Origin of the sequence: Billgrantia lactosivorans, from assembly GCF_003254665.1 — a bacterium.
In the GTDB taxonomy this organism is placed as follows: Bacteria; Pseudomonadota; Gammaproteobacteria; order Pseudomonadales; family Halomonadaceae; genus Halomonas; species Halomonas lactosivorans.
This window is the reverse complement of record NZ_QHGY01000001.1, coordinates 629,377-650,442: the sequence shown is the minus strand read 5'-3', so window position 1 is coordinate 650,442 and position 21,066 is coordinate 629,377. Positions and strand designations below refer to the sequence as shown.

Genomic DNA, 21,066 nt, shown 5'->3' with positions numbered 1-21,066 from the left:
AGGTGCCCTTGCCTGAAGTGCGACGGTACTCACCTGACAAAAAGCCCCTGAGCCAGCTACCTGGCTCAGGGGCTTTTCGTTTCCACCGCTAAATCACTTCGCCGCCAGCGCCACACCTACCTTCGAACGGTTCGGCCGGCCGATGGTTTGGGTGATCCAGGTGCCGGTTTCGGCGAGCTTGTCGAGGTCGATGCCGGTTTCGATGCCGAGGCCGTTGAGCAGGTAGACGACGTCTTCACTCGCCACGTTGCCGGAGGCACCTTTGGCGTAGGGGCAGCCGCCGAGGCCGGCGACGGAGCTGTCCACCACGCCGATGCCTTCTTCCAGCACGGCATAGAGATTGGCGAGCGCCTGGCCGTAGGTGTCGTGGAAGTGGGCGGCGAGCCTTTCCATGGGGATGTCGCGGCTCACGGCTTCGATCATGCGCTTGGCGGCGAGCGGGGTGCCGACACCGATGGTGTCGCCGAGCGAGACTTCGTAGCAGCCCATCTCATACAGCGCCTTTGAGACTTCGGCCACCTTGGCCGGGGCGATTTCGCCTTCGTAGGGGCAGCCGAGCACGCAGGAGACGTAGCCGCGCACGCGCACGTTGGCCTCTCTGGCTCGCTCCAGCACCGGGGCGAAGCGCTCCAGGGATTCGGCGACGGAGCAGTTGATGTTCTTCTGCGAGAAGGCTTCGCTGGCCGCGCCGAATACCGCCACTTCTTCCACGCCGCACTCCAGCGCCGCTTCCAGCCCCTTGAGGTTGGGGGTGAGGGCGGCGTAGGTCACGCCCTGGCGGCGCATGAGGCCGGTCATCACTTCACGGTGGTCGGCCATCTGTGGCACCCACTTGGGCGAGACGAAGCTGGCGGCTTCGATGTAGCGGATGCCGGCGGCGCCCAGGCGGTCGATCAGTTCCAGCTTGGTGGCCGTGTGGATCGGGTTGGGCTCGTTCTGCAGCCCGTCGCGTGGGCCGACCTCGACCAGGCGCACGCGCTTGGGAAATGCCATATTTACACTCCTTCCTGTCCTCGGCCGTGGCCATGAACCGCGGCTGATCCGTCGACAGGGCTACGCGGAGGCGCTGTAAATCCTTCCCTGGACGCTACATTTGCCATCCATGGCAAATGACCTCCGCTTCGCCCTGTCCCCGGCGCCGCTCGGCTTGCTGCCTTCCGCCTTGACGCTTTCGTTTCCACTCCAATCTTACTCGGCGGGAGCAAACTCGAGCAGCACGTCTCCCTGGCCCACCGTATCGCCGGCGTTGAAGTGGAAGCTCTCCACGTGGCCGTCGGCGGGGGCGGTCATGGTGTGTTCCATCTTCATGGCTTCCATGACCATCAGCGGCATGCCTTTCTCCACCTTCTGGCCGGCTTCCACCAGCAGCGCGACCACGGTGCCGTGCATCGGCGCGGTGAGGGTCGACTCGGCTTCGTGGTGGCCGTGGTCGATGGCGTCGATGCGGCGCCAGAACAGGCGGGTTTCGCCGCGTGGGTCCACCATCACCACGACGTTGCCGTCGCGGCGGGCCTGCAGGCGGCGGCGGTGGCCGTTGAGGGTGACGGCCACGGCGTCGCCTTCCAGGTGCTGCAGGCGGGCGGTGAGGGTTTCGCCGCCGATGGTCAAATCCCACGGATCGGCGCCGCTGGCCCGGGTGCCTTCCACGACGACGACGCTCGCTTCATCCTGCACATGGGCCGGGTCGCAAAGCGAGATGCGGATGGTGTGCGGGGCGTTGAGGCGGAAGCCGTCGTGGCGGTCCCACGGCGAGTCGCTCTCGCACTCGCGGGCGAGCTGGTTCAGGCCGATCAGCGCGGCGCCGGCGTACTCTTCGATGCTGTACTGCTTGGGCGCGAAGAGGGTGGCTTCGTTCTTCTCGATGAAGCGGGTATCCAGCTCCGCGTTGCGAAACGCCGGATGCGTGGCCAGCCGTTGCAGGAAGGCGCGGTTGGTCACCACGCCCTGCACGTCCAGCGCCGCCAGTGCGCGGTTGAGGGTGGAGAGCGCCTGCTCGCGGTCGTCGCCGTGGACGATCAGCTTGGCCAGCATGGGGTCGTAGTGCATGGAGACCACGTCGCCGGTTTCCACGCCGCTGTCCAGGCGTACCTGGCGCGGGTCGAGTCCGGCACCCTTGAGGTCCATGGCGAAGCGCTCGAGCTTGCCGGTGGCGGGCAGGAAGTCCTGCTCCGGGTCTTCGGCGTAGAGGCGCGCCTCGAAGCTGTGGCCGGTGATGGTCAGCTCGTCCTGCTTGAGCGGAAGCGGTTCGCCCATGGCCACGCGCAGCTGCCACTCGACCAGGTCCTGGCCGGTGATCATCTCGGTGACGGGGTGCTCTACCTGCAGGCGGGTGTTCATTTCCATGAAATAGAACGAGCCATCTTTGTCGAGCAGGAACTCGACGGTGCCTGCGCCGACGTAGCCGATCTCCTTGGCGGCGCGCACGGCGGCTTCGCCCATCTCGCGGCGCAGTTCGGCGGTCATGCCGGGGGCGGGGGCTTCCTCGAGGACCTTCTGGTGGCGGCGCTGCACGGAGCAGTCGCGCTCGAACAGGTAGACGCCGTTGCCATGGGAATCGCAGAAAACCTGCACCTCGACGTGACGCGGCTGGGTCAGGTACTTCTCGATCAGCATGCGGGTGTCGCCGAAGGCGGCCTGGGACTCGCGGCGGCAGCCGTCCAGCGCGGCCTGGAACTGCTCCGGGGCTTCGACCACGCGCATACCCTTGCCGCCGCCGCCGGCGCTGGCCTTGAGCAACACCGGGTAGCCGATCTTGTCGGCTTCGGCCTTGAGCAGGGCGTCGTCTTGGTCGTCGCCATGGTAGCCCGGCACCAGCGGCACACCGGCGTTGGCCATGCGCGCCTTGGCGGCGGACTTGTCGCCCATGGCGGCAATCGCCGAGGCGGGCGGGCCGACGAAGGTGATGCCGGCGGCGTCCAGTGCCTCGACGAAGGGGCCGTTCTCGGAGAGGAAGCCGTAGCCGGGGTGGATGGCGCCGGCGCCTGTGCGCTTGGCGGCTTCCACCACCGCTTCCACCTTCAGGTAGCTCTCGCGGGCGGCGGCCGGGCCCAGGCGCACGGCTTCGTCGGCCTCGCGCACGTGGCGGGCGTTGGCGTCGGCGTCGGAGTAGACAGCCACGGTGCGCAGGCCCATGGCGCGGGCGGTGCGCATCACGCGGCAGGCGATCTCGCCGCGGTTGGCCACCAGCAGGGTGTCGAAGGGCGTGGTGCGGGAATCGGTCTGGCTCATGAGCGGCGCTCCGAGGAGTTCGTGTTGTCGTCGGCCCAGGCGGGGCGGCGCTTCTCGAAGAAGCTGGTCAGGCCTTCCTGCCCTTCGGCGCTCACGCGCAGCTCGCTGATCACGCGGCAGGTGTGCTCGCGGGTGGCCTTGCTGTCGGAGTCACGGGCCACTTCGGCGAGCAGCGACTTGGTGGCGCGCTGGGCCTGGGGCGAGCCGGCCAGCAGCGTGGCGATCATCGCTTCGACCGCCTCGTCGATATGGTCGTGGCCGACGATCTGGTGGGCCAGGCCCAGCTCCAGTGCCTGGTCGGCGTCGATAACCTCGGCGGTGAGCGCGTAGCGGCGCATCTGGCGCGAGCCCAGGGCGCGCTGCACGTAGGGGCTGATCACCGCCGGGGAGAGGCCGATCTTGACCTCGGAGAGGCAGAACCTGGCCTTCTCGCTGGCGATCACCACGTCGCAGCAGGCGGCCAGGCCCACGGCACCGCCAAACGCCGCACCCTGCACGCGACACACGGTGGGGCAGGGCAGGGTGTCCAGGCCGTGCATCAGCTGCGAGAGCTTGCGCGAGTCGGCCAGGTTACCTTCGAAGTCGTACTCCACCATACGCTTCATCCAGCCGAGATCGGCCCCGGCGGAGAAGCTCTTGCCCTCGGAGCCCAGCACCACCACGCGTACCTCGCCGTGGCGGGCGGCGTCGTGGAGCTTGACGAGGTGCTCGTTGAGCTCGGCGATCAGGCTGTCGTCGAAGGCGTTGTGCACCGCGGGGCGGTTCAGCGTCAGCCGGGCGACGCCGCGCTCGTCGATGTTCAGGTTCGAATATGTCTGTGTCATGGCGACCTCACATCCGGAATACGCCGAACTTGGTTTGCTGGACTTCCGCGTTCATCGCCGCGGCGAGCGACAGCCCCAGCACGTCGCGGGTCTGGGCCGGGTCGATCACGCCGTCGTCCCAAAGCCGGGCGCTGGCGTAGTAGGGGTGGCCCTGGCGCTCGTACTGCTCGCGGGTGGGCTGCTTGAAGGCTTCCTCCTCCTCCTTGCTCCACTCGCGGCCTTCGCGCTCGTACTGCTCGCGCTTGACCTGGGCCAGCACGCCGGCAGCCTGTTCGCCACCCATTACCGAAATACGCGCGTTGGGCCACATGAACAGCAGGTTGGGGTCGTAGGCGCGGCCGCACATGCCGTAGTTGCCGGCGCCGAAGCTGCCGCCGATCAGCACGGTGAACTTGGGCACCTTGGCGCAGGCCACGGCGGTGACGAGCTTGGCGCCGTGCTTGGCGATGCCTTCGTGCTCGTACCGGGAGCCGACCATGAAGCCGGTGATGTTCTGCAGGAACACCAGCGGGATCTTGCGTTGGGCGCACAGCTCGATGAAGTGGGCACCCTTCACCGCGGATTCGGAGAACAACACGCCGTTGTTGGCGACGATACCCACCGGGTAGCCGTGGATGTGGGCGAAGCCGGTGACCAGGGTGTCGCCGTAGTAGCGCTTGAATTCGTCGAAGTCGGAGTCGTCGACGATGCGGCCGATCACCTCGCGCACGTCGAACGGCTTCTTCAGGTCGGTGCCGACGATGCCGTAGAGCTCGCTGGGGTCCAGCCGCGGGGGCTTGGGCTCCTGCATCTTGAGCTGGCCGCGCTTCTGCCAGTTCAGCCGCGACACGCAGGCGCGGGCGAGCTGTAGGGCGTGGGCGTCGTTCTCGGCGTAGTGGTCGGCCACGCCGCTGATCTTGGCGTGCACGTCGGCGCCGCCCAGGTCCTCGGCGCTGATGCTCTCGCCGGTGGCGGCCTTCACCAGCGGCGGGCCGCCGAGGAAGATGGTGCCCTGCTGCTTGACGATGATCGACTCGTCGGCCATGGCCGGCACGTAGGCGCCGCCGGCGGTGCACGAGCCCATCACCACGGCGATCTGCGGGATGCCTTCGGCGGAGAGGGTGGCCTGGTTGTAGAAGATGCGCCCGAAGTGGTCGCGGTCGGGGAACACTTCGTCCTGGCGGGGCAGGAAGGCGCCGCCGGAGTCGACCAGGTAGATGCACGGCAGGCGGTGCTTGCGGGCAATCTCCTGGGCGCGGATGTGCTTCTTCACCGTGAGCGGGTAGTAGGTACCGCCCTTGACGGTGGCGTCGTTGGCGACGATCACACACTCCACGCCGGAAACGCGACCGATACCGGTGACCACGCCGGCGGCGGGCACGTCGCTTTCGTAGACCTCATGGGCGGCCAGCGCCGAGAACTCGAGGAAGGGCGAGCCTTCATCGATCAGGTGGTCGATGCGGTCGCGCACGAACAGCTTGCCGCGGGACTCGTGCCGCGCGCGGGCCTTCTCGCCGCCGCCCTGGCTGATCGCCGCGGTCAGCTCGCGCAGCTTCATTACCTCGTGGCGCATGGCCTTTTCGTTGGCCTGGAAGCCATCGCTGCGCGGATTGATTTGTGTCGTTAGGGTAGCCATAGGAGTCTCTTTTTCTCTTCAAGTATGAAAATAAGCGAGCGATATTCAGCCAAGGCAAAAATTGACGAAAAAGCGGAGTTTACTGTTGTAAATGAGCCTTTTGAGTCAAGTTTTAACGCCGTATGAATGAGCGCAGCTATTTTCACTTGGACTCGTTGAAGAGTTCACGGCCGATAAGCATCCGGCGAATCTCGCTGGTGCCGGCGCCGATCTCGTAGAGCTTGGCGTCGCGCAGCAGGCGCCCGGTGGGGTACTCGTTGATGTAGCCGTTGCCGCCGAGCAACTGGATGGCGTCCAGCGCCACCTGGGTGGCCTTCTCCGCACAGTAGAGGATCACGCCGGCAGCGTCCTTGCGGGTGGTCTGGCCGCGATCGCAGGCGGCCGCCACGGTGTAGAGGTAGGCGCGGCAGGCGTTCAGGGTGGTGTACATGTCGGCGACTTTGCCCTGCACCAGCTGGAACTCGCCGATGGACTGGTCGAACTGCTTGCGCTCGTGGATGTAGGGCATCACCACGTCCATGGCCGCCTGCATGATGCCGATGGGGCCGGCGGCGAGCACGGTGCGCTCGTAGTCGAGGCCGCTCATCAGCACGCGGACGCCCTTGCCTTCGTCGCCGAGCACGTTCTCGACCGGCACCTCGCAGTCCTGGAACACCAGCTCGCAGGTGTTGGAGCCGCGCATGCCCAGCTTGTCGAGCTTCTGGGCGGTGGAGAAGCCGGCAAAGCCCTTCTCGATGATGAAGGCGGTGATGCCCTTGGAGCCGGCGTCCGGGTCGGTCTTGGCGTAGACCACCAGCACATCGGCGTCGGGGCCGTTGGTGATCCACATCTTGTTGCCGTTGAGCACGTAGTGGTCGCCTTCGCGGCGCGCGCGCAGCTTCATCGAGACCACATCGGAACCGGCGCCCGGCTCCGACATGGCCAGGGCGCCGACGTGTTCACCGCTGATCAGCTTGGGCAGGTACTTGGCCTTCTGCTCGCGCGAGGCGTTGATCTTGAGCTGGTTCACGCACAGGTTGGAGTGGGCGCCGTAGGAGAGGCCCACCGAGGCGCTGGCCCGGGAGATCTCCTCCATGGCAATGCAGTGCGCCAGGTAGCCCATGCCGCTACCGCCGTCCTCTTCCGGCACGGTGATGCCGAGCAGGCCCATGTCGCCGAACTTGCGCCACAGGTCGTTGGGGAACTCGTTCTTCTCGTCGATCTCGGCGGCGCGCGGCGCGATCTCGTCGCGGGCGAAGGCGTTCACCTGATCGCGCAGCATGTTGAGTTCGTCATCGAGGCCGAAGTCGAGGGGCTTGTAGGACGTGAACATGGCGGCGGAACTCCCTAGTGTCAGTGGTAGACCGGCTGTCGGCTGATGCGGGCACGCAGCCGCGCCTCAGTGTATTCAGGATGCTACAAGACTAGGCGAGGTTGACGTTAACGTAAAGTGCAGCTTTGTGGCGTTCTACGAATGTCGAAGGAAGCGAGCCATCGGCACGTGCCGACGGCCCGCGGGCGGCCGGCTCGCGCTAGCCGGCCAGCCACTGAATGAGCTGATGGTAGAGCGGTATGCCGATGATCACGTTCAGCGGGAAAGTAAAGCCCAGGGAGGCGAGCATGGCCAGCCCGATATTGGCTTCGGGGATCGCGGTGCGCATTGCCGCGGGCGCCGCAATGTAGGAGGCGCTGGCGGCGAGCGCGGTGAGGATCAGCACCGAGCCGGTCGGCAGGCCCAGGGCCAGGCCGGCCAGCATTCCCACCAGGGAGAGCAGCGGCGGGGCCACCAGGGCGAAGGTAAGCAGCCGCCAGTGGCGCCAGGGGATCGGGCGCAGGGTCTCCGCCGCGGTCAGGCCCATCTCGAGCAGGAACAGCGCCAGCACCGCGTGGAAGGCGCCGGTCAGCAGGTCGGTGACGTTGGCGCCCTCCGCCGGGCCGTACATGGCGCCGATCACCACGCCGCCGGCGAGCAGGATCACGCCGCGGTTGGTCAGGGTCTCGTGCCACAGGCCCTGCATCGCCTCGCCGGCTTCACTGCCGCGATAGCGTCGGTAGAGAGCGATGGCGATCATGATCGCCGGAAGCTCCATCATCACCAGGTAGAGGGTGACCTCGGCGCCGATGGCCAGGTCGCGCCCCTCGGCGAAGGCCAGCGCCACGGCGAAGGTACCGGCGCTGACCGAACCGTAGTGCGCGGCCAGGCTGGCGCTGTCGGCCGGCGAGAGGCGTACCAGCCGCCGCAGGATCGGCATCAGCGCCAACGGTATCAGGGCGCCGAGAGCCGCCACCGTCAGCAACTCCGGTATCAGCGACCAGCCCAGGTTGCCGTAGAGTGCCATGCCGCCCTTGAGGCCGATGGTCAGCATCAACAGCAGGCTCAGGGTGTCGTAGGCGGCCTTGGGAATGGTCAGGTCGGACTTCACCACGCCGGCCAGCAGGCCGAGCAGGAAGAACATCACCACGATATCGGGCATGAAACGCTCTCTTCTCGTTCAGGAGGCAGGGTAGACGCGGATTGTGAAGAGTGCGTTATATTGATTCCAATAAATTGTTAGAGGTAGCTAGATAGATGATCAGCTATGGATCATTGGCCAGGGTGGTGACATGAACGTTCGGCACCTGACTTTTCGGCTCCTTCAGGTGTTTACCGCAGTGGTGCGTACCGGCTCGGTCAGCGAAGCGGCGCGCCAGCTCCACCTGACCCAGCCGACGGTGTCGCAGCAGCTGCGGCGCCTCACCGAGGCGGTCGGCGAGCCGCTGTTGCAGAGCGGCCATGGGCGGCTGACCACCACCGAGGCGGGACACGAGCTGTACCGTGCCAGCCGTGAAGTGCTCGGCCGCTTCGACGACTTCCAGGACTACCTGGCCGCCCTGCGCGGCGGTGAGCGGGGCCGCTTCAGCATCGCCCTGGTCAACACCGCCCAGTACGTGCTGCCGCGCCTGCTCGGCCCTTTCAGCCAGGCCTTCCCCGACATCGACGTGACCCTGCACATCGGCAACCGTCGCCAGGTGCTGACGCGCTTCGAACGCCAGGACGACGATCTCTACGTGTTCAGCCATCCACCTTCGCTGGCCCATGCCTTGGCCGGCCGCTTCCTGCGCAACCCGCTGGTGGTGGTGGCGCCACAGGGGCATCCGTTGGCGCACCGCGAAAGCATTTCCCTGGGAGAGCTGCTGCGTGAACGCTTCCTGCTGCGCGAACCGGGCTCGGCGACGCGCATGATGTTCGAGAGCTGGCTGCAGGAACACGGCCTGTCGCTGGGCCCCACGCTGCAGATGGCCAGCAACGAGGCGATCCGCGTCGGAGTGGCGGCCGGGCTTGGGCTTGCCGTGCTCTCCGAGCATGTGCTGCCGCAGGAGCACCCCGACCTTGTGATCCTGCCGGTGCGCGATTTTCCCATCGAGAGCCACTGGCAGTTCATCGTGCGCCGTGACCGACGCCTGCCCCATGCCGCGCTGGGCTTCCTGCGCTTCGCCGCGGGGCATCTCGACGAGTGCGTCGAGCCACGCTTCGTGGCCAACGAGCTGGAGGCGATGCTAGGGCGGTTGGAAGACTCCTCATGAAGGTCTCAGGCAGCTTGATCCTGCGACTGGCGACGATGGCGCAGCGTCTTCCACAGCTGAGAGAGCAGCACCACGGCCAGCAGAGCGACGATGCCTAGCGAGATGGGGCGGGTGAACAGCACCGTCCAGTCGTTCTGGGCAATCAGCATGGTCAGGCGGAAGTTCTGTTCCGCCATGGGACCCAGCAGCACCCCCAGTACCACGGGCGCCAGCGGGAAACCGAGTCGATTGAGCAGGTAACCGGTCAGGCCGAAGGCCAGCATGACATAGAGATCCGTGACGTTACCGTTTACGGTGTACACCCCCACCGCCATCAGCACCAGGGTGGTGGGTACCAGCAAGGCGGAGGGCATGCGCAGCACCTGGGCGAACAGGCGTGTGGCGACCATGCCGCCGAGCAGCAACAGCAGCATGGCCGTCAGCAACATCTGCCACATGAAGCCGAACACCACGTCGGGAGCGCGGGTGAACAGCTGCGGACCGGGCTGCAGCCCGTGGATCATCAGCGCGCCCAAAACCAGCGCCGCAACCAGGTTGCCAGGAATGCCGAGCGTCAGCGAAGGAATCATGGCCGCCGCGTTGTCGGCGCTGTTGCCGGACTCCGCCGCGGCGACGCCGACCGGATTGCCGCTGCCGAAGGTCTCGGGGTCCGGCGCCTTGCGCTTGGCCTCGTTGTAGCTGAGCAGGGCGGCCAGGTTGCCGCCGGCGCCAGGCAGGATGCCCACGGCCACACCGATCAGCGATGAACGGCTCCAGGTGCGCCAATGTCGACGCAGCAGGCCCAGGCTGCCGCCGCTCGGCTTGGCACGGAAACTGTCGCTGTTGAAGTAGGATTCGTTGCGCCTTTCCGCCATCTCGAGCACGGGAGGCACGGCATACAGCCCGATCAGCACGATGAGCAGCTCGAAGCCGCCTGACAGGTAGAGCGAATCGAAGGTGAAGCGCTCTTCGCCGCTGATGGCATCGACGCCCACCAGGCCGATGATGACGCCGAGCAGGGCGCTGAGCATGCCCTTGCTGACATCCTTGCCGACCAGCACTGCAATGCTGACGAGGCCGAACACGGCCACCCAGAAGTACTCCGCCGGGCCGAACGCCAGGGTCACCTTGGCCAGCATGGGGGCCAGCGTCATCAGGGCCAGGGCGCTGACGATACCGCCGATAGCGGACGACCAGCAGGCCGTCTTCAGGGCAAGCCCTCCCTCACCCTTGCGCGTCATCGGGTAGCCGTCGAAGGTGGTGGCGATGGCGGCAGGCGTGCCGGGGATGTTGAGCAGGATGGCGGGAATGGCGCCGCCATACATGGAGCCGTTGTAGATCCCGGCGACCAGCCCCAGGGCAATGATGGGGTCGAAGCCGTAGGTCAGCGGCAGCATCAAGGCGATGGCCATGACCGGGTTCAAGCCGGGCAGCGCACCGATCAGGATGCCGATCAGCGTGCCGACGAACAGGCTGATCAGCGAGCCGAACTGCAGGGCCACCGGGAGCGCATTCAGGAGCGATTCGAACATGAGCTGGAGCCTATCTAGGAAGCGAGAAAGAACTCGACGGGCAAGGGGCGCTTGAGCACCACGGCGAACAGGGCGTACAGCAGCGTGATGAAGCCAACGGTGATGCCCGCTATCACGGCGGGTCGCCGTTCTCCCAGCAGCACGGCCAACAGCGTGATGAACAGGGCGCTGGTGGTATAGAAGCCGACGATCGGCAGGGCCGTGTAGTACACCAGACAGCATCCGAGGGTCGTGGTGAAGCGCGCCGGATGATCGACCAGGGCGGGCGCCGGGTGGGTTGTCATGTTGTGGCCGGTGGTGGAGTCGGTCATTGCGCGTGTGGTCAGCACGCTCTTCATGCCTCGCCAGATCAAGGGCAGGGAGAACGCGCCCATCAGGGTGCCTACCCCGATGGGAACGTAGGCGGCATCGGCAAAGAAGTCATTCCCCATCCAGACGGTGGTGACGCCAATGATGAGGAAGGCAATGCCAGAGAAGAGATCTCTGTAGTTCATGGTCTTATCGCTGCCCTTGCGAGTCACTGTTGCTTGAGGCCGAGGTTTTCCAGGGTCTCGCCGATGGCCTGGGTTTCCTGTTTCAGGCGCTCGCGCAGTTCTTCGCCACGCACCAGGTTGAGGGTTTCGCCCTGGGCGGCGAGAAACTCCTGGAACTCGGGATGTTCCACGGCGCGGGCCACGGCGTCGGCGACCGCTTCCGCGCGCTCTTCCTCCATGCCTTCGGGGCCCAGCATCATGCGCCAGAGCACGGTCTCGAGCTCGGGATGGCCAAGGGCGGCGAGGCCGGACGCCTGTGGCAAGGCCTCGTTGTCATCGGCGGAGGTCACCAGCAGGCACTTGGCCTGGTCCTCCTCGACATAGGGCAGCACCGGCGTGATGGAACCGCCGTAGATGTCGACGTGGCCACCGAGGAAATTCTGCAGGGTCTCGCCGGCACCGCCGAAGGGAATTGGGCGGGCATTGATGTCGTAGGCTTCGAAGATCCGCTCCGCCGCCAGACGCATGGTGCCGCCGACGCCGTCGTTGCCATAGGTGTACTTGCCGGGGTTGGCTTGCAGCTCGGCCAGGAACTCCTCGCCATTATCGGCCGGAAAATCGGGCGCGACACAAAGTGTGTAGGCGCTCTGCGAGGTGCTGGTGATGGGGGTCAGCGTCTCGTAGGAGTACTGTACGCGCTGCAAGTGCGGCACCGTGGTGATGGGACTGTTCCAGGTGGAGAGCAAGGTATAACCATCGGGCTTCGCTCGGGAAAACTGATTGACGCCGACGGCGCCGCCGCCGCCCGCCACGTTGAGTACGGCGACGGGCTGGCCCAGCTCCTCCTCGAGGTACTGGTTGAGCATGCGCGCCACGTTGTCGGTGCCGCCGCCCGCCGGTGCCGGCACGATGAGCTCGATGGGTCGGTCGGGATAATCGCTGGCCATCGACGGAGTGAAGGCAAGGGCTGACACGGTGGCGGTGGTGAGAAGCAGGGTGGTTTTCATTTGTCGTACCTGTCGTTGGAATCGTGAGGACATGGGGCGGGCATCGAGGCCCGCTTCAGGCGTTTTGTTCGCCGAGGGTGACGCGATAGCGGAAGCGCTCGGGGCGGCCATGCACGCGGCGATACTCGATGACGCGGCCCACGGGATTGCGCGCGATGCGCTCGATGACGGCAACCGGCGAATTGGCAGGCAGTCCCAGGTACCTGGCGCTTGCCTGGGTGGCGGTGCCGAACGAAAGCTCATCCGTCGCCGACGAGATGAGAATCCCGAATTCCTGAAGGAAAACGGGGTAGAGCAGCGGTCCCATGTCCTTGGGGTCGAGCGCCAGCAGCCCTTCGAAATCGGGCAGGCGCAGGTAAACCTCCTCGAACAGCATCGGTTCGCCGGACCACAGGCGAACGCGCTCGAGCTTGATGCAATTCGTCGCGACCGGCTCGCCGAAGGCCAGCCGGACCTCGGCGGGCGTTTCGACCTCCTCACGACGGAGAATACGGCTCTCCGGAATCATGGAGCCGTCGGGATCCTCGGCGTCGTGAACATGGAAGAAGCGGAACAGGTCGGCGCGAAAAGCCGGCTGCTTGACGAAGGTGCCGGTGCCCCGGCGCCGCTCCAGCAGGCCTTCGTCCACGAGTTGTTTCAGCGCCATGCGCATGGTGGCCAGCGCCACACCGTACTCCTCGGCCAGGCGATTCTCCGAGGGGATCGTGTCGCCCGGCGACCACTCCCCATTGGCGATCCGCGACGCCAACTGATCGCGCAGCCGGGCATAGAGGGGAAGGCGCCCGTCGGCTTGGGGCATGCGCAATGCACACATGGGTTCGATCTCCTGGATTCGCTGTCTTGTTGCTGTCACTAAAGACCAGTGTATACTTCTAGTCAACCGGTTCTCTAGAGAACTAGACTTAAGTCTTAACAAGAGGCCTTGGCTTCAGCCGCCAAGGGCCAGGCGATGAGGAGGCCAGGGTGAGGGAGCCAACGTGAAGCAAGGATTCGACTGTCATGCCCACGTCTATCCGCAGGTGGATGAGGTCAAGGGCTCCAACTATCGCCCGTCGCGGCCGGCGCCTCTGCATGAATGGCAGGCACATCTGTCGTCATGCGAGCTTCGCGGTGGCGTGCTGGTACAGCCGAGCTTTCTCGGTCACGACAATCGTGAGTTGTTGCGTATCCTCGCCGATCTGGGTGAGAACTACCGCGGAGTGGTGCAGCTTCCCAAGGAGGCCGGCCTGACGGAGATGCGTCAGCTCGATGCGGCCGGCATCGTCGGCGTGCGCTGGAACCTGATCGAACGGCGCCGCGAGCTTCCCGACCTCAACGATCCGGAGTGGATCGGTTTTCTCAACCGGCTGAAGGTGCTGGGCTGGCACCTGGAGCTGCACCTCGAAGGGGATCGCCTGCCCGAAATCTTCCCCGCGCTGCACGAGCACGGGGTCACACTGGTGATCGATCACCTGGGGCTGCCCGTCGAGGCCGACCCCGCCGCCGATGCCGGTTTTCGCCTGCTGCTGGAAGCCGGCCGCTACGGTCGCACCTGGGTCAAGCTGTCGGCGCCGTATCGATCGCCCGTGGCTGATCTGCGACCTCATGTCCGAGCGCTACTGGAAGCGTTGGGGCGTGAACGACTGGTGTGGGGCAGTGACTGGCCCTGGACCCGCCATGAAGGCAAGCACAGTTACCGGGACACCTTCGACTGGCTGGCCGGTTGGATCGGCGATGAAGACGACCGTCGTTATATCCTGGAGAAATCGCCACAAGCTCTCTTTCGACTGGGCGAAATCGACTGACAGGAGAAGACCGAACGATTAGCAAGACCCGGCCGCTCAGGGCGAGCGGCCGGGTCTTTCTTGCTTCCGCACATCCGTCTGCACCTGAGCCGCCGTCAGGCGAAGGAGTCGCGACGCCGCCGCGCCCCGGCCAGCCAGCCGGCGAGATGGAGGCTGAGATCGCGGGCGTCGTCGTCGGCGCCGTGGATGGCGCCCGACTTGCGTCGGCGCATGAACGGCAGGCCCATGGCGTAGAGGCCGGGTGCCACCATGCCGCCGTCGTGGCGCAGGCCTCCGCGGGCGTCGAACACCGGCACCTCGAGCCAGCTAAAATCGGGGCGAAAGCCGGTGGCCCACAGCACCGTCTTGATCTCGCCGGCGGCCAGGTCGAGCCCAAGGCAGGGCCGCTGCGGTACTCGCGTGGAGGGTAGGCGCTGCGGGGCGGGCAGGGCGTCGTGCCAGCCATGGGTGCTGGCCCAGGCGTCCAGATTGTCTAGCAGCCGGGCGAGCTTGAGATCCGCCGTCGTGCAGTGCACCGCAAGTGAGCCCGAGAACTGCAACCGGGTACCGGACAGGCCCGCCAGGCGGCCGACCAGGCGCACGCCGCGATCGCTCAGGGCGTTGAGGTCCAGGTCCTGCGGCACGGCGCTGCCCAGCAGTTGAGGCGAGGGCTGGCGCCGGGCGCGGGCCAGGTCCTCCACCTCGTCGAAGCGCTGGTCGAGCATCCCGGCGCGCTCCAGCCACCACTGGATGTCGCGGTCGCGGTAGCTCCGCGGCAAGCGCAGGTGCTGGCCCACGGCAAGCGTCACGGGGCGGCCGCTGCGCTGGATCTCGTCGGCCAGTTGCACACCGGTGGCCGAGGCGCCGACCACCAGCACGCCGCCCGGCGGCAACTGCTCCGGGCGACGATATTCGTGGGGCGTCAGGCTTTCGATCCAGGGCGGAAGGGCGGCGGCCATGGCGGGCACAATGGGAAGCTGGCAGGCGCCGGTGGCGATCACCACCGCCCGGCAGCGCCAGTCGCCCCGGTGGGTCACCACCCGGTAGCCGTCCTCGGCCTGGCGCACCGAGACCACCTCGGTGTCGGTATGCAGCGGGGCCGAGAGGCTCCGCGCATAGTGGTCGAGAAAGGCGATCAGCTCCGCCATGCCCATGAAGCCTTGCGGCTCCGGCCCGCTGTAAACCTGGCCGGGCAGCCGCGTCTGCCAGTTGGGCGTGAGCAGGCGCAGCGAGTCCCAGCGCTGGTGCCGCCAGGCATTGGCCACCTCGCCGCGTTCCAGGAGCACGTGGTCGATGGCGTGCCGGGCCAGGTGGTGGCTCATGGCGAGCCCCGCGTGCCCGGCGCCGACGACCACGGCGGTCACGGTCTTCACTTTACCTCGACCTTGACGTGGGTCGGGTTGGTGAGCAGGTCGTAGACCGCCGAGCGTTTCTGCGACTGGGCGACCAGCGCCTCGATGTCGGCACGGCTGGCATCGGCGTCGATCTCGAACGTCACGCGGATGTCGTCGAAGCCGTTGCGCACCTCCGGGTCCATGCCGAGGATGCCCTGGATGTCCATGTCGCCCTCCACAACGGCCTTGACCGAGCGCAGCTGGATGCCGCGATGCTGGGCCACGGCGGCGACGCCGGCGGTGAGGCAGGCGGCCAGGCCCAACAGCACGTACTCCACCGGGGTGGGGCCGTTGTCCTCGGCGGCGAACACCTCGGGGTGGTCGGCCTCGAAGGTGTAGCGCGAGCGGTGCCGCTGGGTTTCGCCGAGGCCGTGGAACTCCTCGATGGCGATGCGGCTGTGTGTGCCGCGGACCCAGGCGCAGTGCGCGCGCCAGGTGAAGCGGGCGGCGGCGGGGGCCTGGGCCAGCGCCTCGCGGGCGCCCAGCAGGGCGGTGACGTTGACGCCGTTGTCGATCGGTTGGGTGGCGGTGTGCATTGACGCTCTCCTCGTGTCGTTGTGTCTCGTCGGGGTTGACCGTCAGCGGTCAACGGCGAGATTCGACGCGCTTGGTGTGAGTCAGCGTGGGAGAGGGCGTGGTTTTTCAGGTGGGTGGCGTGGAATTCACTGCCGGGGCGATACGCTGGAAGGTCCAGATGCGGGTGACCGGCATGCCGGCCTGATACTGGGCCAGGCGGACCGATTCGGCGTCCGGAGCTTGGTAGAGGCAGAACATGCGTCGCCGGTCGAGCGAGAAGAAGGTGCGCAGGAACCTCACCCGATGGTTTTGCAGGCACGCGCCCCCGGCGTCTTCCAGCGCCTGGATCGCCTCGAAGGTCACCGGGGCGGCGAAGTGGCGTTCCACGATGACGTTGGCGGCAGCCAGCTCGGACGACCCCAGGCCGGGGGCATCGATGACGCTGCCGCCCCACAGCGAGCTGACATCGGCGCCGGCCTGGCGCAGGCCGATGCGTGCCGATTCCGCGTCGGGAGCCTGGAAATGGCAGACCAGGCGGCGTCCGTCCCGTGCCAGCAGGCTCTCGTGCCAGCAAATCCGGTGCAGGTCGAAACAAGGCAGAGCCGCTTCGGTCAGAGAGCGCACCAGCCATGGTTCGAGGGGGCGGTCGAAGCCGCGTTCGAGGATGACATCGATCATGTTCCGTCCTCGGTGGGCTGGTCCCGCAGCGCCTGCCAGCGTCGCCGGGCCCAGCCGGCAACGGGCTCCTGCGCCAGCGCTTCGGCGGCCTGGGCATGCAGGCGCCAGGCTGGCGTGTCGCCTAGGCGCCGGGCACATTCGGCCAGCAGGGCGTGGGCCAGCAGCTGCTCGCTGCGGCGTTCCAGCACCCGCGCGTGCTCGAGGGCTTCGCTGGCGCGCTGTCGTGCCGTTTCGGTTCTTGCGCGAGCGAGGTCGAGCCGTGCCGCCTGCAGCAGCAGCACCGCCAGGCGGTGGCGGGCATCGGCGTGGCGCAGGGGCACGAGTGCCACGCCGAAGGGGTCGGAGTCGTCCTCCAGGGCGTAGTGGCACAAGGCGTCGGCGCTGGCGGCATAGGGCGCCTCGCTGCCGTCGCGCAGCCGTTCGGCGAGTTCGCGAAGTTGGGCGCAGCGTTCCCGGGCGCGGGCGTAATCGTCCCGCTCGAAGTCCATCAGCAGCAGCGTCTCCTGGGCCTGGAACTCGCCCAGCCTGTCCCCCATGGCCTTGCACAGGGTGCGGGCCTCCTTGAAGTAGCTTTCCGCACTGTCGAAACGATCCTCGTGCAGGCTGAGCAGTCCCTGGGCCAGCGGAATGGCCGGGTGCCCGATATTCTGCTGGATGGCCAGTTCGCGCGCCTGGGCGAGCAGTGCCTTCGCCTGGTTCAGGTCGCGCTCCAGCATGGCCAGGCAGCGCGCGGTTTCGGCCATGGCGATGACCTGTTCGCGGCCTTCGCCGCAGCGGGTCGCGCGCTCCGCCTGCAGGGTCTGTTCGTGAGCATCGCGCCATTGGCCGTGGGCCCAGCGAATATGGCTGGCCAACTGGAAGCCGAGCCGCGCATGGGCCAGGGCGCCGTGCTCCAGGGCCTGCTCGGCAAGCGCGACCACTTCGCCGGCACCGGCCTCCCAATCGGCCAAGGGGGCGGCACTGTACAGCAGCTCGTGGAGTTCGAGCGCCAGGCAGACACGCCGCGAGCCGGTCATGGCGTCGGCCAATGCCAGGCCCCGCTGGGCAAAGTGCTGGGCTTGCTGGTTGGCGAAGATGCGCAGGCAGAAGCGGCCGGCTTCGATCATCGCCCGGACGGCCAGCTCGAGGTCGCCGCTGGCATGGGCGTGGTGCGCCAGGCTGGTGGCTTGGCGCATGTCGTTGAGGGGACTTTCGGCCAGCCATTCGGCAATACGCCGATGCATGGCCTGGCGCCGTGCCGGCGAAATCGCCTGGTAGAGCTCGGCAGCCACTTCGATTCGCGAAAAACGCAACCCCTCGGCGCCGAACGTGAGCCACCCGTGCCGTTCGGCCACCTCCAGGGCCAGGCCGATACGATTGGTGTCGAGCCCCGAGACCCGGCCCAGGGTGGCCGGATCGGGATCAGGAGCCAGCAGCGCCGCCCAGCGCATCACTTCCAGGGTATCGCCTGCATGGGCGAGGGGGGCGTCAGCGGCGGAGAGAGGCGGCATGCCTGTGCCGGCACTCACCATGGAGCCCTGAACCTGACGGGTCTCCCGCCAGGCGCGCAGCAGCTGGCCGTTGAGCGGCAGGCCCGCTTCACGAATGAGGCGCACGCCCAGTTGCAGCTGCTGTTCGGCTTCGCGCGGACGGTGCAGGGCCAGCAGCAGACGCACCAGCCAGGCACGAGCCGCTTCGTCGAAGGGGACGAGGCGTACCCAGGCGTGGGCGTGGGGCAGCGCGCGTTCCGGTGTATCGGCAAGGCGCTGGACCAGCGTCGTCAGCAGGGTCGTCTGGGCTCGCATGGCGGCTTCTCGCTCGGCCAGGTACCAGCCGTGAAAATCGGCAAAGCGGTCCAGTTCCAGGCCCTCGAGGAAATGGCCCCGATAGCGGCTGGCGGTGCGCTCGAGCTGGTCGATGTCGGCTGCGGCCAAGCCGTCACGGCACAGCGCATGCAGGCCGACCACATCGATGTCGATATCGGAAGTGTCCAGCAGCACGCCGTGCCGGTCGGCCCTGAGGCGGGGCCGACCCGCAGCGTCCACCACACGGCGCAGCTTCGACAGGCTCCAGCGCAGCGAGCCTCGTGGATCGTCGGGCAGTTCCCAAAGCAGGTCGCACAAGTGCTCGCGGCTCAAGGGGCGCGAGTGTCGCGCCAGGTAGCCGAGCAGAGCACGGGTTTTCCTGGAAGGAGGCAGCACCAACACCTGTCCGTCCCGGATCACTTCGAGATCGCCAAGCAGGTTGAGGGTCAGCGCGTGCATGTCAGGACCCGGTGGGATAACCCTAGCAGTATAGTTCGCGCCTCCCTCGGCCTGGTCGCCCATTTTTCTACTCACTTGGCAGCAAAAAACCACGCTGGTTTCCACGCCCGCTTCCTCGGCCCGGGCCGACCCTGTGGACCTGTCTACCCGAGGAGAATCACCATGGCCCGCTACGCCAGCATCCTGGAAACCATCGGCCGCACCCCGTTGGTGCGACTCGCTCGGCTCGCCCCGCCGGACGTCAATCTTCACGTGAAGGTGGAGGCCTTCAACCCCATGGGTTCGGTCAAGGACCGTATGGCACTGGCGGTGATCGAGGCGGCCGAACGCAGCGGTGACCTGCGCCCGGGCCAGACGGTGATCGAGGCCACCAGTGGCAATACCGGGATCGGCCTGGCCATGGTGTGCGCGCGCAAGGGCTACCCGCTGGTCGTGACCATGGCCGAGAGCTTCAGCCTAGAGCGCCGGCGGCTGCTGCGCTTCCTCGGCGCACGGGTGGTCCTGACGCCGGCCTCGGAGAAGGGCAGCGGCATGCTGGCCAAGGCGGTCGAGCTGGCCGAGACCCACGGCTACTTTCTGTGCCGACAGTTCGAGAACGAGGCCAACGCCGAGGTGCATAGCCGCACCACGGCGCGGGAGATTCTCGACGACATGCAGGGCGAGCCGATCCATGCCTGGGTGACTGGCTTCGGCACCGGCGGCACGCTCAAGGGCGTCTCCCGGGTACTCAAGGCGGCCGATGCCCGGACGCGCATCGTCGTGGCCGAGCCCGACAATGCGCCGCTGCTGGGCAGCGGCGAAGTCCAGCCGCAAGGCGTCAGCCACCCGCGCTTCCGTCCGCACCTGATGCAGGGCTGGAGCCCCGATTTCATCTCGCCCCTGACCCAGCAGGCGGTGGCCGCCGGGATGGTCGACGAGGTGGTGCCGGTGGCGGGAGAAGAGGCGCTGCGGCTGGCCCGCGAGCTGGCGCGCAAGGAGGGTATCTTCGTCGGCATCTCCGCCGGCGCGACCCTGGCGGCGGCCCTGGAGGTGGCGCGGCGGGCACCGGCCGGCAGTCATGTCGTCTGCATGCTGCCGGATACCGGCGAGCGCTATCAGACCACGCCGCTGTTCGCGGGCATCGAGGACGAGATGAACGAGGAGGAGCTGGCGCTGTCCCGTTCCACGCCCGGTTTCCGCTTCGACACGCCCGCGGCAGCGCCGGCCCCCCAGCCTTCTGCCACGCCCGCGGTGCGTGTCGCCGCGGCGCAGGAAGCGACAAGCGACGCCGAGGCCGAGCAACGGCTCGACGACTACCTGGCCCAGGCGCCGGTGGTCATGTTCGCCCTGGCCTGGTGCGAGTTCTGCTGGGCCGCGCGCAAGCTGTTCGACCGCCTGGGCGTCGACGTGCTGAGCGTCGAACTCGATTCGCCTGCCTGCCAGGTCGGCGACATGGGCGTGCGCCTGCGCCCGGTGCTGGCCCGGCGCACCGGGGCGCCCACCATTCCGCAGATCTTCATCGGCGGCGAGCCGCTGGGCGGCTGCGGCGAGCTGTTCGAGGCGTGGGAGAACGGCAGCCTGGGCGAGCGCCTCGCGGCGTGCGGCGTTGCCCATGACAGCACGGCGCGGATCGACTCAAGGCTGCTGTTGCCGGCCTGGCTGCATCCGCGCTCCGCCGAAGCCTGACACGGGAGAGGACCCACATGAGCTATATCGAGACGATTGCCCCGGAACTGGCCGAGGGCGAGGTCAGCGAGATGTACCAGCGCCAGCAGGCCCACTTCGGCTTTCTTCCCAACTATGCCCGGCTGTTCTGCCATCGCCCCGAGGTGATGAAATGCTGGGCGGCACTGATCGCGACGATCCGCCGCCCCATGGATGCGCGCCGCTACGAGCTGGTGACCCTCGCCGCCGCCCGCGCCCTGGGCAACAGCTACTGCTCGCTGGCGCATGCCAAGGCCCTCGCGGAGCTGCTCGGCATGGAGGGGACGCAGGCCATGGTGGCGGGCGAGGCGGGGCCGCTCAGCGAGGCCGAGCGCAGCATGATGGCCTTCGCCGCCAAGGTGGCGTGTCGCGCCCAGGAGGTCGGCGCCGAGGATATCGACGCGCTGCGGGCGCACGGCCTCGGCGATGCCGAGATCTTCGACATCGTCGCGGTGGTGGCCGGCCGCGCCTTCTTCACTCGCCTTCTCGACGGCCTCGGGGCCGAGGCCGACGCGGCCTTTCGCGAGCTCCCGCCGGGGCTGGTGTCGGCGCTCTGCGTGGGCCGGCCGATCGCCTCGGCCTGACGCC

The 21,066-nt window shown here is 67.3% G+C and carries 18 protein-coding genes; 4 read left to right on the top strand and 14 right to left on the bottom strand.

Features of this window, described 5'->3' with window-relative positions:
- Window positions 1–93 precede the first annotated feature (93 nt).
- The 6 genes from DIS04_RS02905 to DIS04_RS02880 all read right to left on the bottom strand — a co-directional run bounded on the left by DIS04_RS02905 (window position 94) and on the right by DIS04_RS02880 (window position 8,120).
- On the bottom strand, window positions 94–993 hold the full coding sequence (locus DIS04_RS02905) for a hydroxymethylglutaryl-CoA lyase (protein ID WP_111412209.1): 900 nt from the start codon (window positions 991–993) through the stop codon (window positions 94–96).
- A gap of 195 nt (window positions 994–1,188) precedes the next feature.
- Window positions 1,189–3,228: an acetyl/propionyl/methylcrotonyl-CoA carboxylase subunit alpha gene (locus DIS04_RS02900; RefSeq protein ID WP_111412208.1), complete on the bottom strand. Its 2,040-nt coding sequence runs from the start codon at window positions 3,226–3,228 to the stop codon at window positions 1,189–1,191.
- Window positions 3,225–4,052: an enoyl-CoA hydratase-related protein gene (locus DIS04_RS02895; RefSeq protein ID WP_111412207.1), complete on the bottom strand. Its 828-nt coding sequence runs from the start codon at window positions 4,050–4,052 to the stop codon at window positions 3,225–3,227. The genes DIS04_RS02900 and DIS04_RS02895 overlap by 4 nt, the downstream gene beginning before the upstream one ends.
- Before the next feature lie 7 nt (window positions 4,053–4,059).
- Window positions 4,060–5,667, bottom strand: a complete 1,608-nt coding sequence (locus DIS04_RS02890) for a carboxyl transferase domain-containing protein (RefSeq protein ID WP_111412206.1) — start codon at window positions 5,665–5,667, stop codon at window positions 4,060–4,062.
- 142 nt (window positions 5,668–5,809) lie between these two features.
- Window positions 5,810–6,979 (bottom strand): isovaleryl-CoA dehydrogenase, encoded by a 1,170-nt coding sequence (locus tag DIS04_RS02885; protein WP_111412205.1) that lies wholly within the window; start codon window positions 6,977–6,979, stop codon window positions 5,810–5,812.
- Between the two features lie 199 nt (window positions 6,980–7,178).
- On the bottom strand, window positions 7,179–8,120 hold the full coding sequence (locus tag DIS04_RS02880; protein WP_111412204.1) for a sodium-dependent bicarbonate transport family permease: 942 nt from the start codon (window positions 8,118–8,120) through the stop codon (window positions 7,179–7,181).
- 130 nt (window positions 8,121–8,250) lie between these two features.
- On the opposite strand from DIS04_RS02880, the gene DIS04_RS02875 reads away from it, so the two are divergent.
- Window positions 8,251–9,210: a LysR family transcriptional regulator gene (locus tag DIS04_RS02875; RefSeq protein WP_111412203.1), complete on the top strand. Its 960-nt coding sequence runs from the start codon at window positions 8,251–8,253 to the stop codon at window positions 9,208–9,210.
- Window positions 9,211–9,215: 5 nt separating this feature from the next.
- Here DIS04_RS02875 and DIS04_RS02870 read toward each other — a convergent pair whose 3' ends face one another.
- From DIS04_RS02870 to DIS04_RS02855, 4 genes are read right to left on the bottom strand one after another with little or no spacing between them, the layout of a single operon-like run.
- Window positions 9,216–10,721 carry a tripartite tricarboxylate transporter permease gene (locus DIS04_RS02870; RefSeq protein WP_111412202.1) on the bottom strand — a complete coding sequence of 502 codons (1,506 nt, stop codon included), beginning with the start codon at window positions 10,719–10,721 and terminating at the stop codon, window positions 9,216–9,218.
- 14 nt (window positions 10,722–10,735) lie between these two features.
- A complete protein-coding gene (locus DIS04_RS02865) occupies window positions 10,736–11,215 on the bottom strand; it encodes a tripartite tricarboxylate transporter TctB family protein (RefSeq protein WP_245904463.1) in 480 nt (159 codons plus the stop codon).
- Window positions 11,216–11,238: 23 nt separating this feature from the next.
- Window positions 11,239–12,201, bottom strand: coding sequence for a Bug family tripartite tricarboxylate transporter substrate binding protein (locus DIS04_RS02860; protein ID WP_111412200.1), 963 nt, complete (start codon window positions 12,199–12,201; stop codon window positions 11,239–11,241).
- Between the two features lie 55 nt (window positions 12,202–12,256).
- Window positions 12,257–13,015, bottom strand: a complete 759-nt coding sequence (locus tag DIS04_RS02855) for a GntR family transcriptional regulator (protein WP_111412199.1) — start codon at window positions 13,013–13,015, stop codon at window positions 12,257–12,259.
- Between the two features lie 163 nt (window positions 13,016–13,178).
- Between DIS04_RS02855 and DIS04_RS02850 the strand changes: the two genes are divergently transcribed.
- Window positions 13,179–13,985, top strand: coding sequence for an amidohydrolase family protein (locus tag DIS04_RS02850; protein ID WP_111412198.1), 807 nt, complete (start codon window positions 13,179–13,181; stop codon window positions 13,983–13,985).
- A gap of 95 nt (window positions 13,986–14,080) precedes the next feature.
- On the opposite strand, the gene DIS04_RS02845 is transcribed toward DIS04_RS02850, so the two are convergent.
- The 4 genes from DIS04_RS02845 to DIS04_RS20375 all read right to left on the bottom strand — a co-directional run bounded on the left by DIS04_RS02845 (window position 14,081) and on the right by DIS04_RS20375 (window position 18,795).
- On the bottom strand, window positions 14,081–15,337 hold the full coding sequence (locus tag DIS04_RS02845; RefSeq protein WP_111412197.1) for an NAD(P)-binding domain-containing protein: 1,257 nt from the start codon (window positions 15,335–15,337) through the stop codon (window positions 14,081–14,083).
- On the bottom strand, window positions 15,334–15,894 hold the full coding sequence (locus tag DIS04_RS02840) for an OsmC family protein (RefSeq protein ID WP_111412196.1): 561 nt from the start codon (window positions 15,892–15,894) through the stop codon (window positions 15,334–15,336). The genes DIS04_RS02845 and DIS04_RS02840 overlap by 4 nt, the downstream gene beginning before the upstream one ends.
- Before the next feature lie 106 nt (window positions 15,895–16,000).
- Window positions 16,001–16,552, bottom strand: a complete 552-nt coding sequence (locus DIS04_RS20380) for a DUF4242 domain-containing protein (protein WP_162623007.1) — start codon at window positions 16,550–16,552, stop codon at window positions 16,001–16,003.
- On the bottom strand, window positions 16,549–18,795 hold the full coding sequence (locus DIS04_RS20375) for an ATP-binding protein (protein ID WP_162623006.1): 2,247 nt from the start codon (window positions 18,793–18,795) through the stop codon (window positions 16,549–16,551). The genes DIS04_RS20380 and DIS04_RS20375 overlap by 4 nt, the downstream gene beginning before the upstream one ends.
- Window positions 18,796–18,957: 162 nt before the next feature.
- Between DIS04_RS20375 and cysK the strand changes: the two genes are divergently transcribed.
- Together cysK and DIS04_RS02825 are read left to right on the top strand one after the other, a co-directional pair.
- Window positions 18,958–20,460, top strand: coding sequence for a cysteine synthase A (cysK, locus tag DIS04_RS02830; RefSeq protein ID WP_111412195.1), 1,503 nt, complete (start codon window positions 18,958–18,960; stop codon window positions 20,458–20,460).
- 17 nt (window positions 20,461–20,477) lie between these two features.
- Window positions 20,478–21,062, top strand: coding sequence for a carboxymuconolactone decarboxylase family protein (locus DIS04_RS02825; protein ID WP_111412194.1), 585 nt, complete (start codon window positions 20,478–20,480; stop codon window positions 21,060–21,062).
- The last annotated feature ends 4 nt before the right edge of the window (window positions 21,063–21,066 follow it).